The organism is Sinomicrobium halophytocola, from assembly GCF_052983395.1.
Genome location: NZ_JBRKIT010000007.1, coordinates 88,386 through 102,702 on the forward strand (window position 1 = coordinate 88,386; position 14,317 = coordinate 102,702).

Sequence of the window (14,317 nt, forward strand, 5' to 3'; positions counted from 1 at the left end):
ACTTATTTTTGAGTGTCAGGATACCCAAAACAAAACATGGATTGATAATGTACGGTTAGAGTTAGTGGAGTAAATTTTAATGCCAGATACATTCAGTGTTTCTATGTGTTATTTATGATGATCAGGATATGGCTGTCCCTGACCTGTCTGGCAAAGAAGTTTCAGGCTCCTGAGGAAAATGGCCCAATCATAACTACATCCTGCATAGGTTTCTGCATTAGTTTTCCATCCATCATGATGAAAGACCAATGATGTTCCCCTGTCATGTGGTTGCAGTTCAAAAGTAATGAAAGTACCTACCCATTCTTCATACGCTTTAACGCACTGCCATTTTACCCTGCTATACGGTTGGAGCTCTTCTATTTTCATTTCTTTAAAATAGCCCGGTTCAAAAGTAAATCTTATTGTGCAGCCTGTTTCGGGTTTTGCTTTTGTTTCAGGAGTCCACCAGCCCATCAGGCCTTCCTGTGTTGTTAATGATTCATAAACCTTTTCAATCGGTGCTTCAATGACTAATCTGTGATTAATACTTTTCATGATTTAAAATTTTATTTAACAATTAATGTCTAAAAAAGATATGATAGAGACTTTATCATAGGTCAATCCGGGCATTAAAGCTGAATTCACCTGTTTTTGGGACGACGATCACCGAGTACCAATAATACCGTAATCAACCCTATGATAAAAAAGCCCAGTACGAGAGGAAAAACCCCGTTCACCATAAAATGGCTGATAATTGATCCCAGTGATGCCCCTATAAAAAAGAAAGAGGTTCCGTAAACGGCCGATGCCATACCTGCCATATTTCCCATGGGTTCCATGGCCAATGCACTGCTGTTGGGTTCAACAGCTATGTTGATGGCCATGAGTAAGGCAACAGTAATGAAAAACAAAAGTATATCAGGTGGATCACCGGAAATAATGGTAGACAATAATAAAAAGCCTCCTATAGCGGTATAAATGATAAGAAGCCACTTTATAGTTTTACGTGCCCCGTATTTAGACGAAAGCCGGGAATTCAGTAAAGCGCAAAGAGACATCAGTAATCCGATACCTGCGAAGATCCAGGCAAATAATTCCGGCCTGCCGTAAATCTCCCCGACTATACGTTCTGAACTGGCCACCCAGGAACTTAATGCCGTAAAGAGAACGGTAGTAATCCCTGTGTAGCGAAGGAATGTCCGGTTACTTATAACCTTCAGGACAGACCGGCTCATACTTACCCAACGTAAAGAAATACGTTGTTCGCGAGGAAGTGATTCTTTTAACCGGAGCGACCAGAGAAAAACAATAACTGCAAACAGCGGGGGTATAAGAAATACCATGCGCCAGGATGAAACCGACAAAATAGCTACCCCTAGAAAGGGAGCCAGTACAGGAGTGAACAGGAAGATCGTGAATATCAGTGACATGATACGGGCCATCTGGTCTCCGACAAAGCGGTCACGTACACTTGCTATGGTTGTCATAAATAAGGCTGATGCCCCGATACCCGCTACAAAACGGGCTGTAAGCATGAGTTCCAGGTTTGGCGCAAAGGCGGCAATGATTCCACCTATAATATACAGCGGAAACCCAATACGGAGGATAGGCAACCTTCCGAAACGGTCTGATAGTGTACCAAAAATAATCTGGGCAACCTGCCCCATAAAAAAGAACCCGATGACTTGTGCCGTTGCAGTAGACTCCGGACTAAGGGCAAAGTGTTCCCGAAGTTCACCAAATGCCGGGAGCATAATGTCAATGCCCAAAGCTGTCAGGGTCATTGTACAGGCAGACAGTGCGATGAATTCTGACGATTTCATTTTCTTGGATTCAACTTTTTTAATGGTATGTTCTCCGGCATCAGCATTATAAGCAACCGCAATATTGCATTCTGACTTTTCCATTTTTTTAGTTTTTTGAAGGTTGGACAATTACATAGAACAAATATACTGTCCGTAAATCACCTATTTAGGGTGTAAAATAGACTTTGTAACGGGTTGATTTGGACAAAACAAATAACTATCTTTCCCAAAAGGAGTAGAAGTGAAACCATCGTGTTTTAAAATAACCCTTAAACATACCTGGTAATACTTGATCTGAAGATCTCAGGTTCCATCGGGACAAGGGTTGACTGATAAAGATTTAAGGCGAATTTGTCTAACTAACAATAAAAACAAACAACTATGAAACATTTGACCATAGTAATACCTGAAGGACAGGACAACCTTAGTAGTTTAATAGGCCCTTATCAAATATTTAGCAGGGCCAATACATATTGGAAAGAAGCCGGTAAAGGAGAACTGTTTACCATTCACCTGGCAGGGATTCCCAGGGAAGTGGATTTTTATAAAGGACTTTTTTCTGTCAAACCTCATGTCAATATTTCGGCCATAACAAAAACCGATCTTATAATCATCCCTTCGGTAAACCATAATTTTGAAGGTACTCTAAAAGGCAATGAGACACTTATTAACTGGATTGTAAAGCAATATAAAAACGGGGCGGAAGTGGCCAGTATATGTACGGGCGCATTTATACTGGCATCTTCCGGCCTGCTTGATGGAAAACGTTGCTCTACGCACTGGGAGGCTGCAGAAGACTTTAGAAGGATGTTTGATAAAGTGGACTTGCAGCCGGATAAACTGATCACAGATGAAAACGGAATTTACACTAACGGAGGAGCATATTCCTTCCTTAATCTCATGATCTATCTCGTCGAAAAATATTATGACCGACAAACGGCTATTTTTTGTTCTAAAATCTTTCAGATTGAAATGGACAGGCAAAGCCAGTCGGCATTTATCATATTTACCGGACAGAAACAACACGAGGATGATATGATAAAAGAAGCACAGCAATACCTGGAAGATAACCTGCATGAAAAGATAGCTATCGAAGACCTCTCTTCCAGATTTTCGGTTAGCCGCCGAAATTTTGATCGCAGGTTTGTCAAGGCTACGGGCAATACCCCTGTGGAGTATTCGCAACGGGTAAAAGTAGAATCGGCCAAGAAAGCATTAGAGACCACCCGTAAAACCGTTAATGAAATTATGTATGAAGTGGGGTATTCTGATGTAAAGGCCTTCCGGGAAGTCTTTCGGAAAATTACGGGAATATCGCCGGTAGCCTATAAAAGAAAATATAATAAGGAAGCAGTTGTTCAGTGAAATATTTGGTTCTATTACATGGGATACAAAGTTGTGATTACTTGTCGTTTTTGAGTCTTTAGTCGGTCATTTAAGGCCCTATATGTGGAAAGACCGAAATGATATAAAAATCCTCTATTATAAAAAACGGGAGCTAATTGCGCCCGGTAATAAATCTCCATATTTCGGATAAGGAAAATCTCTTTGATTTTGACCTTTTTTCCTCTACAAAGAACGAATGTGCAGGTTCGGTTACTTTACTCCCATATCATTTGCTACCTTAGTACGAATATGAGATACATCTTCTTCAACACAATTTTCCATGCCTTTCGCTTTTTAGTTCATTTCCACTACTAAAGCCGAAAATGGTTGAAACAAATGTAAACCGGAGGATGGATAAAAAGCCTGGTTTATTGATTTGAACGATTGCATTGCCATCGCCTATGAAAAGATGAGAAAAGACAAAGTTAAGGAGTTCTTTCCGAGAGACTACACGCATACCAATCAGGAAGGAGCACTACAATGCCAGGGTGATTGCCGGTTGTTTAAAACAAGCAAAAAGCACTGGCTTGGAAAAGTATGTCATGAGCAAATGAGAATAAGCCCCCTTCATGTGAAAAATAATAAAAAACTTATTTTTCAGCCAGGTAAGCGTCCCCGCCGATAAAAATCATTTTTGTATCCGGCCTGGCCGGGTTTCCCGATGCTCCCAAAGCAAAAGAACGTTGTTCCTGCCTCCCGTCAGCAAAGGTTAAAATAAGTGTATGGCCTCGAATGGTGTATGTCCCTGTATGCTTATTTTCTTTCCACGCTGCCGATGCCGGGGCAATAGTCCCCGTATTGTTTCCTTCCACAAAATGCCGATCATCGATAAAGGATATTTTTGAAATGGCCAGGGTAGCTGCAGATTCTACATCGGTAGAACTAGTAGTTTTATATGACCGTGCCAGTTGCACATCATTGCCATATCGAAATGCGGGAAACCAGTTTCCGGAACCTGTTTTGTAATCATAGGTTTTTCCTTTGTAGTTGGTGAGGTAATATGTGTCGTTTTCCTTTTTCCATTTTCCCCAGGCTTTGGGCCTTTCCACTTTGGATTTTTCAATGTTCAGGGATGTTATAGGAGTTATTCCGACTTCCAGGTATTCTCCATTTTTAAACAATACCACCGGTTCAAAAGTAACGGAGACAGGGTATGCTGATATAGCCTTAAAGAACCACTGTTCTTCCGTTTGCATGTTTCCAGGAGAGGGTGGTGTTTTCAGGGTATTACTAAAAGCAGCATTTATAAGAGCCGTATAAACCAAAAGAATAAACAAACAGACTATTTTCTTTTTTTTCATCTCTTACGCCATTAAGATAGTGTAGCACATACTAAAATTGATCTGGTATTACATTAATTGCTTACTAATATAGGTCTCAATATAAAATCTATTGTAAAGTATAGGTTAATAAATTAAAATACAGTAAAATATAACGGATAGAATATGAGGAAAAAGACGCTAAGTTTATAGATATCCGACAGGAAATACCTTATTTTTAATTTGGTCATCAGGAAGAAAATTAACTTTAAGTTTAAGAAAGAAAGAAAACTGTTATCTATCTTTCTCCAATCTAATCAGGTATATGTTGAGCGAACCTAAGTTTTACAATCGCGATCTCAGTTGGTTGCAATTTAATCACCGTGTATTACAGGAGGCTGCGGATACCAGGAATCCATTGTACGAACGTATAAAATTCCTGGCCATTTTTTCTTCCAATCTCGATGAGTTTTTTAAAGTCCGGGTATCGGCAATCAGGCAATTGAAAAAGCTGGATCGGGATTTTAGGAGAAAGCTGATCTCTAAACCCAACAAACTTATTAAGGAAATAAAAAGTCAAGTAGAGAAGCAACAGGAGTGGTTCGGAGAGATTTACCGGGATCAAATTATCCCGGAGTTAAAACAAAATGATATTTGTATCATTGCCCGGAGTGAATTCAATAAAGAACAGAAGGCATTTTCCTCGGCCTGTTTTAAGACATTTGCGAGCAGGCTGGATATCCATTATTTTGATGAGATGTCCATCGAAGCGATAGCGTTGGACAGTGAAGCTATGGCCATGGTTGTTGAATTTGAACAAGATACCACCCCTGCCTTAGTCCGGTTTCCTGCGGAGGTAGACAGGTTTGTTGTATTGCCTTCGAATGACGGAAAATTTTTCATCACTTTTATAGATGATATTCTCAGGGACAATCTGAACAAAATTTGTAAAAACAAGCCAATCAGGAATATGTATGCCGTTAAACTGACCAGGGATGCGGAATTATACCTGGAGGATGAGTATTCGGGAACACTGGTTGATGCGATATACAATGCCCTGGGTAAAAGAAAAACGGGGCAGGCTACCCGCTTACTTGTCGATAAATCTATCCCCGAGTATCTCAAGACAAAACTGAAAGTAGCACTGGAGATTCATGAGGTCGATCTGGTAATGGGTGGGACTTATCATAATTTCAAGGATTTTTTCAATTTTCCGCGGCTTTTGGACGGATCACTTGAATTTGATGCTTTGGAACGAAAAAACTCAAAATGGGGTGAGGGGGGAGATATTTTCCAAGCTATCGAAGAGAAAGATCGCTTGCTGCATTTTCCGTATCATTCTTTTGATGCTTTGGTCAGACTGATCGAAGAAGCAGCTTTCGATAAAACAGTTACGGATATTAAGATTTCCCTTTACCGGGTGGGTAAGGAATCCAGGCTTCTGCATGCCCTGATGAAGTGCTGTGAGCACAAAAAAAATGTATTTCTTTTTATAGAAGCACAGGCCCGTTTCGATGAGGAATTCAATATTCTTTGGGGAAGGGCCTTTGAAGAGAAGGGAGCAAAGGTAGTCTACAGTTTTCCGGGGATCAAAGTGCACTCCAAAATTTTATTGATCCGGAAGAAAGACGACCGGGGTCAGATAAAAAAATACGGTTATATAGCGACTGGCAATTTTAATGAGAAGAATTCCGGTATTTACGGAGATCTGGGGATTGTTACTGCAAATGACGTAATTACGGATGAAATAGATGATGTTTTTCAGGTGCTGAGCAGGGATCTGATTATACCCCGGGTTAAACACACTCTGGTTTCCCCTTTCAATTCGCGCCTGAAATTTATGAAACTGATAGCGGGGGAAATAGAAAAAGCCCGGGGAGCTAAAAAAGGATATATTTTTTTAAAAATGAATAGCTTACAAGATCCTGATATGATTGAAGCTTTGTACAGGGCGAGCAACAGCGGGGTGGAGATCGTACTTATTGTAAGGGGAATATGTTGTTTGGTGCCGGGTATCAAAGGGCAAAGTGAAAATATAAGGGTCATCAGTATTGTAGGTAGATTTCTGGAACATTCCAGGATTTATCGTTTCGGGTATGGGGAAGAAAGCAGGATGTATATCGGTTCTGCGGACTGGATGACACGGAACCTGGATCATCGTATTGAAGTTATTATTCCTGTACTGGACCATCAGATCAAAAATTATCTGTTAAGGTTTATTGATCTGCAATTGTCAGATAATGTAAAGGCACGGATGATCGATATTGACCAAAGCAATCTATATGTCAGGGACCAGGGGAAAACCATAGATTCTCAGGAAGAAACCATGTCAATATTGTAATGATATAAATTTACTATTAATCTTTTTTGATGCCTTTAAAAGAATTCATTTAAAAATCAACTTATGGCAAAATTTGAAATTTACACGGATAAGAAAAGAGAATTCCGGTTTCGGTTAAAGGCCGGTAATGGGCAAACCATTTTAGCAAGTGAGGGCTATAAAGCAAAGGCGAGTTGTTCCCATGGTGTGGAATCAGTTAGAAAACACGCTCCGGAAGACAAGTATTACGAACGTTTAACATCTAAAAGCGGGAGTCCGTATTTTAATTTAAAATCCTCCAATGGCCAGGTTATCGGAACCAGCGAGATGTATTCCTCTGTTAGCGCCATGGAAACAGGGATTGCTTCGGTTAAGAAAAATGCACCTGAAGCAACTCTTGAGGATTTGACATAGGTGAAGATGATGACAGGCCGCATTTTATAGAGCGCCTTTTATTTACTTTGTAAAGTAATTTTCACAGCCCTAATCATACTGGATATTGAATATTTGAACTTTCGAATACCGTAGCCTCTGCTTAGGCTTACCATATGCTTTTCAACTTGTTATGGCAGGTACGCATTCACGTATATATATATTATACGTTTTTTGCGTTTAAGTGTTATATAAATCTAAAACACCCCGTCATGTCAACACAACAACAAAACCTCGACAAGTATGATCAGGTCTTTTTCCAAGTCAGAGAGATTTTAGGAAATAAGGATTACGAAGAATTTAATATGTTTATTGATAATCATATAAAAACCCATGATATCGGAATACTTCATGCCATGCTATTGAGTATGCATCCGGACAAAGAAAACAGGCATGTTAGCCCTAAATACAATGCTGTTCGTTATGAGTTAAAAAAGCGAACAAATGTATGAAGGATTTTTTTGTTAAAGATTTTCGAAGATAAGCCATGGAGAATATACAATACGAACTGTTTCGGGTTAGGCGAGGCCTACACAATTTTGTAGGTGATTAAGTTCTAACTTTCCATAAGAGTAATTTTTGTACTTGAAAATAGTACTTTAAAAAGTAAATGCTTGACGATGGAAAACATGGTAGTAAAAGCTAAAAAAACAGTTTTCATTTTCAACATACAAAAATTACCCGTATCTTTGCACAGCGTTTATAGCAAACGTCTGAAAATCGATGTAATGTGTGATATTTGGTGAGTAGGAAAGACGTTGGTTTAAAAAAATGATATAAGAGTATTGTAGGTTTGATCCGGGCTCAGTCCGGGCCGCTGAATAAAGAGAGAGTTCCGCGATTAAGGAACTTTTTTTGACTTTGAAAATTTAGTTGTGTTGTTTAGGGTAAATCAAGGATTTACCCAGGTTTAGTAGTTAGACCAATGAAAGGCTTTTCCGCCGTGTGCGGAGGGCTTTTTTTGTTTTAAACGCCCTTCATTTTGATACAAAAGGATGTCCTTAAAAGTATTCCATTTTCTTCTCTGTCCGATAACGGATCAATCCTAAAAGTTGTGGGCCAGACAAAAATTGTAGTCAATCTGTATAGGAAGAACTCCCTATGGATACTATTTTGATATAAAGTTAAACTTAATAGCCGGGTTGTATAACCATATTATGAGCTCCTGATACTCCGCGATATTTGAATTTAGCATCTAAACTGCCGTAAATATGTATTGCAGAGTAGGATATTTAGGACTTTTTTCTTAAAAAAATGTGAAACCTTGGTAATTTTAAAATTATATTAAACCATTGTAGGTCTATAAAGTCTTATTATTGCAATGCTGAAATGTTTTTGACCCGTCATTATACCAGCAATACCGTTACTAACTAACTCGATAAAATAACAAACCTAATCTATTGTATGAAAATACGAACGATTATTTTCGGCCTTTTGGGTATTGGGCTTGTCGGACTCATAGCCTATAGGATTAATAAAAATAATTCGGCGGGTGACACCCCTCAAATATCTTCCCGGACTCCTCTGAAAATTGCCGGAATGATTTTAAAGCCCCGGAAGTTTGAAGATCAACTCTTTCTTTCCGGTTCACTGGAAGCTAATGAACAAGTAGATATACGCAGTGAAGTTTCGGGAGTTGTAGAGAATATTTACTTTAAGGAAGGGGCCGTGGTAGCCGAGGGACAAGAGCTTTTTAAAGTAAATGACATTGAATTAAAAGCACAGCTTTCCAAAGTGCAGACAGCGAAGAAACTGGCAGCGGAAAATGAGAGAAGGGCAAAATTACTTCTGGAAAAACAGGCGATAAGCCAGGAAGAATACGATATAGCCAGTGCAGATTACCAATCGGCAACGGCAGAGGCGGAGCTCATTGCCGCCCAACTATACAAAACTTCGGTCAGAGCACCTTTTTCCGGTACCATAGGTCTTCGGAACATATCAAAAGGGACCTATGTCACCCCTACTGCGATTATTGCAAAACTTGTAAATACGGAGCAATTGAAACTTACTTTTTCTATTCCGGAAAAGTATGTTTCCCGGATGAAAGTTAACAGTACACTCACATTTACTACTTCAGACACGGAAAAACTTTTTTCGGCGAAGATTTATGCCGTAGAGCCGGAAGTTGAGGTTACAACGAGAACATTGAAAATGCGGGCTATCGTAGACAATAGTGACGGGGTCTTGTATCCCGGTATGTTTGTAAATGTGAATTTTCCTCTTGAAGTCGTGCAGGATGCGTTGATGGTCCCCACCGAGGCGCTGATTCCCATTCAGAACGGAAAGGAGATTTTCATTGTTCAGGACGGTAAAGCCAGAGCTGTTGAAGTTAAAACCGGCTCACGTACCAAAAGTGACGTGCGGGTTATTTCCGGGTTGAAACCGGGAGATACGATTTTAACTTATGGTGTTATGGCGTTGGATAACGGTACGCCGGTAGAAGTAACACTAGATAAATAACCGATACAGACCACCTGATCCCGATGAATCTATCCACTATTAGTATCAAACGCCCGGTTCTTGCCCTGGTAATGAATATTCTCATTATCCTCTTTGGGATTATCGGTTATATGTATTTGGGAATACGTGAATTTCCTTCTATAGACCCTGCACAGGTTTCCGTACAGACCAATTATGCCGGTGCAAATGCGGATATTATCGAATCCCAGATCACCGAACCGCTCGAAAAAGCAATTAACTCCATTGACGGTATACGAAATATAACATCTTCCAGCACCCAGGGGTCCAGCCGGATCAATATTGAATTCAACCTGGATAAAAACCTCGAGGAAGCAGCCAATGATGTTCGCGATAAAGTATCGCAGGCAGTTCGGAACCTGCCGGAAGATATCGATGCTCCCCCGGTAGTGACGAAGGCCGACGCGGATGCGGAGCGTATCATTTCCATGACCATACAGAGCGATACTAAAAATATCCTGGAACTTTCCGATTATGCCGATAATGTAATTGCTCAAAGGGTGCAGACCATTCCCGGGGTCAGTAGTGTGCAGATATGGGGGCAACGCAAATATGCCATGCGTTTGTGGATCAACCCTGTAAAACTGGCTTCTTATGGAGTTACCGTAGGAGATGTCAGAAATGCATTGCTGGCTCAGAATGTGGAATTGCCTTCGGGGAAACTCACCGGGGACAATACCGAACTCACCGTAAGAACTATAGGGAACCTTTCTACCGAAGAAGAATTTGATGATATTATTATTCGTGCCGAAGGAGACAGAACAGTGCGTTTCAGTGATGTTGGTAAGGCGGCTCTCGAAGGGGAGAACATGGAGACCAAGATGAGTGATTCGGGCCAGCCTATGGTAGCTGTCGCCGTTGTTCCGCAGCCGGGCACCAACTACCTGGAAATAGCGGAAGCCTTCTATGAAGAATACGAAAAGCTTCAGAAAGACCTCCCTGAAGGATTTAAGCTGAATGTGGTAATCGACGATACGGTTTTTGTGAAAAGGGCAGTAGAAGAAGTAGCGGAGACTTTGCTTATTTCCATAGTTCTGGTAATACTCGTTATTTTCATCTTTTTCCGGAACTGGTCAATGGCCTTGCGTCCCCTTCTGGACATCCCCGTGTCTCTTATCGGAACGTTTTTCATTATGTGGTTGCTGGGATACTCGGTCAATGTACTGACGCTCCTGGCAATTGTATTGGCAACGGGATTGGTGGTGGATGACGGAATTGTGGTGACAGAAAATATTTATAAAAAAGTAGAGGAAGGAATGAGTCCTATAGAAGCCGCCATAAAAGGAGCCAATGAGATATTTTTTGCGGTGATCTCCATTTCCATTACACTTGCCGCGGTATTCCTGCCCGTAATATTTCTGGAAGGATTCGTAGGGAGGTTGTTCCGGGAATTTGGTGTGGTGCTGGGGGCTGCCGTACTGATATCCGCTTTTGTTTCGCTAACGCTTACTCCTATGCTCAACGCTTATTTGATGAAGCCCGGTAAGCAGAAACAATCGAAATTTTACAAAATAACTGAGCCTTATTTTGTAATGATGAATAAGGGATATGCCAGTTCACTCAAAAGCTTTATGAAACGCAAATGGTTAAGCTTTCCTGTCCTGCTTGTATGCCTGGGACTGATATGGTTATTCTATGCCATTCTGCCTAAAGAGACCGCTCCGTATGAAGACCGAAGTTTTGTCAGTCTCAATGTGACAGCTCCCGAGGGCTCTTCCTATGAGTATATGGACAGGTATATGACTGAGATCACCAAACTTATCAATGATTCCATCCCTGAAAAAAAAGTGAGTCTCGTACTCACTTCTCCCGGCTTTGGAACTTCATCCGTCAATAGCGGACGGGCTCATATAGCCTTGGTGCCACCCGAGGAACGGGATAAGTCCCAACACGAAATTGCTGTGGCTTTAGGTGCGTGGGCAAAAAAATATGTCGGCTCAAAAACCAGTGTTTCGGAAAAACCTACCATATCGGTAAACCGTCGCGGAGGTCCGCCTATCCAGTATATTATCCAGGCACCTAATTTTGAGAAACTAGAGGAGAAAATTCCCGAATTTATGCAGGAAGTGGAAAAAGACCCTACCTTTTCCTTTACCGATGTGAATCTTAAGTTTAATAAACCTGAAATTTATGTAGATATCGATCGGCAAAAAGCAGAAAGCATGGGGGTTTCAGTCCTTGATGTCGCACAAACCCTGCAATTATCCCTGAGTGGACAACGTTTCGGTTATTTTCTTATGAACGGAAAACAATACCAGGTCATAGGACAATTTGACAAAAAAGACAGGAACGCCCCCATAAATCTCACTTCTATATTTGTAAGGAACGAAGACGGACAGTTGATCCAGCTGGACAACCTTGTTAATGTAAGCGAACATAGTAGTCCGCCCCAACTATACCACCATAACCGCTATCTTTCTGCCACCGTTTCGGCCAACCTCGCCAATGGGAAAGCTATTGGCGATGGTATAGAGGCTATGGAAAGGATCAGGGAAAAGGTGCTTGATGATTCATTTACTACAGACCTCGGAGGTGAATCACGGGATTTTGTGGAAAGTAGTTCCAATACCTCTTATGCTTTCGGCCTGGCCCTGTTACTTATTTTTCTGATTCTTGCAGCACAATTCGAAAGTTTTATCGATCCGTTTATCATTATTCTTACCGTCCCTATGGCCGTTGCCGGTGCTTTATTTTCACTGTGGCTTTGGGGTGAAACCTGGAACATATTTAGCCAGATAGGTACTATAATGCTGATAGGGCTTGTTACCAAAAACGGTATTCTTATCGTAGAATTTGCCAATCAGCTCCGGGAAGAGGGAATGTCAAAATCACAGGCTATTATCGAAGCGGCTGAGTCGCGTCTGCGTCCGATATTAATGACCAGTCTTACCATTATATTGGGGGCGTTGCCCATAGCACTTTCATTGGGAGCAGCTTCTACCAGCCGTATAGGTATGGGTGTCGTTATCATTGGTGGGTCCCTGTTTTCACTTATACTGACACTTTTTGTTATCCCGGCGATCTATGCCCTGTGGTCCAGGGATAAAAAACATCGTCCGGAACTTGATGCCGTGTAAAAAATAATGTCATGAGTAAACGAATACTGTCTATATATTTCATTTTCGGTTTCCTGGTTATAAAAGGAAGAGCCCAGGATATATTAACACCGGAAGATGCCATAAGGATTACCCTGGAGAACAATTATGATATCCGCCTTGCTGAAAATTCCTATGAATCCGACCAATTGGGGGTAAGTGCAGGATTTGCCGGAATGCTCCCCCAGGTCAACCTGGTACTCAATGATAATAATAGTATCCAGAGCCTGGACCAGACCAGGACCGACGGGACGGAAATGTCCTTGTCCAATGCAAAGAATAATAGTCTTAATTACGGTGTGGCATTGGATTGGACTGTTTTTGACGGTTTAAGGATGTTCGCCCGCCATGAGCAGCTTGTGGAACTGGAAAAATTGGGAAGTACCGAGTTGAAAAGAGCCATACTGACCAATGTGAGCAATGTACTGATCACCTATTACGATGTGGTACAACAACAACAACAACTGGCAGTGCTGGATAGTACCCTGGTAATTTCCGAACAACGGGTAGAGCTGGCGAAAAACCGTTTTATTATCGGTAAAGCCTCGAAACTCGAACTGCTGAATGCTCAGGTCGATTTGAATACGGACCAGACACTTAAATTAAAACAAAAAGAGTCGTACAACAATACTAAAATACAGTTGAATGAACTTTTGGCCCGCAACAGTAAAACCGATTTTCAGGTAGTTGACGAAATTGGTGTGGATAAGGATTTGTTTTTGCCTGAACTCGAAGCCCTTGCCAAAGAACGTAACCCCGAACTCCTTGCCCAGATTATTAATAAACAAATTGCTGAACTCGAGCTTAAGCAGGTAAAGGCAGGACGTTATCCTACTATAGTCGCCTCTACGGGATATAATTTTGCCAGGTCGGAGTCCAGTCTGGGCTTTACTACAAATTCATCGTCCTATGGCTGGAATTACGGCTTTAGTGTGAGCCTTAATGTCTTTGATGGGTTTAACCAGAACCGTAATGAAAAAATTGCCAAAATTGCCATTGACAATAATCAATTAATGATCGAGCAACAGAAACAGGCATTATCGTCACAGTTGGGGACAGCTTTTCAGACCTATCAGACCAATCTGGGACTTATCGTTTTGGAACACAGAAATGAAAATATCGCTAAAGAAAACCTGGATATTACAATGGAAAAGTATAAAATAGGTACTATTCCCACAATTGAATTCAGGACAGCACAGCTCAATTATATCAATGCCCGGCTACGGCATAGTGAAGCAATGCTTCAGGCGAAGTTATCCGAAATTACCTTGAAAGCCATTTCCGGTAGCCTGTCGTTCTGATACGCTTATGGATAATGAAGATATTTTCATTATTGGTGTATTCTTGGCAAAACGGAATTTTACGCTGTTGTATACCCATGAATATTTGTCCGTAGTAATTGATTGTTTTCCAAAGGCTTCTTTAAAGAAACCTTTTTTAACCGATATATAGCCGATAATTTCTTTCTAAATGCGATAATATGCGTGTTTTAAAGTCGCATTTCGTACAAGATGAACAACTTGTTTCTTGCTGCATTTCAGAGGCCATTTCCCCGGTATT

At 41.0% G+C, this 14,317-nt stretch carries 10 protein-coding genes; 7 read left to right on the plus strand and 3 right to left on the minus strand.

Annotation, left to right across the window (positions count from 1 at the left end):
* Window positions 1-108: 108 nt before the first annotated feature.
* Together ACVBDY_RS01830 and ACVBDY_RS01835 are read right to left on the minus strand one after the other, a co-directional pair.
* Window positions 109-537: an SRPBCC family protein gene (locus ACVBDY_RS01830; RefSeq protein ID WP_447173762.1), complete on the minus strand. Its 429-nt coding sequence runs from the start codon at window positions 535-537 to the stop codon at window positions 109-111.
* A gap of 86 nt (window positions 538-623) precedes the next feature.
* Complete coding sequence (locus tag ACVBDY_RS01835; RefSeq protein WP_447173763.1) at window positions 624-1,889, minus strand: multidrug effflux MFS transporter; 1,266 nt, start codon at window positions 1,887-1,889, stop codon at window positions 624-626.
* Between the two features lie 279 nt (window positions 1,890-2,168).
* Between ACVBDY_RS01835 and ACVBDY_RS01840 the strand changes: the two genes are divergently transcribed.
* Window positions 2,169-3,152 (plus strand): GlxA family transcriptional regulator, encoded by a 984-nt coding sequence (locus ACVBDY_RS01840; protein WP_447173764.1) that lies wholly within the window; start codon window positions 2,169-2,171, stop codon window positions 3,150-3,152.
* Between the two features lie 611 nt (window positions 3,153-3,763).
* On the opposite strand, the gene ACVBDY_RS01845 is transcribed toward ACVBDY_RS01840, so the two are convergent.
* On the minus strand, window positions 3,764-4,474 hold the full coding sequence (locus ACVBDY_RS01845) for a hypothetical protein (RefSeq protein ID WP_447173765.1): 711 nt from the start codon (window positions 4,472-4,474) through the stop codon (window positions 3,764-3,766).
* A 283-nt stretch (window positions 4,475-4,757) separates the two neighbouring features.
* On the opposite strand from ACVBDY_RS01845, the gene ppk1 reads away from it, so the two are divergent.
* From ppk1 to ACVBDY_RS01875, 6 genes are all read left to right on the plus strand, one after another.
* Window positions 4,758-6,773: a polyphosphate kinase 1 gene (gene ppk1 / locus ACVBDY_RS01850; protein ID WP_447173766.1), complete on the plus strand. Its 2,016-nt coding sequence runs from the start codon at window positions 4,758-4,760 to the stop codon at window positions 6,771-6,773.
* Between the two features lie 63 nt (window positions 6,774-6,836).
* Window positions 6,837-7,166 (plus strand): YegP family protein, encoded by a 330-nt coding sequence (locus tag ACVBDY_RS01855; RefSeq protein ID WP_447173767.1) that lies wholly within the window; start codon window positions 6,837-6,839, stop codon window positions 7,164-7,166.
* A gap of 230 nt (window positions 7,167-7,396) precedes the next feature.
* The gene (locus ACVBDY_RS01860; protein WP_447173768.1) at window positions 7,397-7,636 is read left to right on the plus strand and encodes a hypothetical protein; all 240 of its coding nucleotides are present in this window, start codon (window positions 7,397-7,399) and stop codon (window positions 7,634-7,636) included.
* A gap of 952 nt (window positions 7,637-8,588) precedes the next feature.
* Window positions 8,589-9,644: an efflux RND transporter periplasmic adaptor subunit gene (locus ACVBDY_RS01865; protein ID WP_447173769.1), complete on the plus strand. Its 1,056-nt coding sequence runs from the start codon at window positions 8,589-8,591 to the stop codon at window positions 9,642-9,644.
* Window positions 9,645-9,667: 23 nt separating this feature from the next.
* Window positions 9,668-12,739 carry an efflux RND transporter permease subunit gene (locus ACVBDY_RS01870; protein ID WP_447173770.1) on the plus strand — a complete coding sequence of 1,024 codons (3,072 nt, stop codon included), beginning with the start codon at window positions 9,668-9,670 and terminating at the stop codon, window positions 12,737-12,739.
* 11 nt (window positions 12,740-12,750) lie between these two features.
* On the plus strand, window positions 12,751-14,058 hold the full coding sequence (locus ACVBDY_RS01875; RefSeq protein ID WP_447173771.1) for a TolC family protein: 1,308 nt from the start codon (window positions 12,751-12,753) through the stop codon (window positions 14,056-14,058).
* Window positions 14,059-14,317 lie beyond the last annotated feature (259 nt).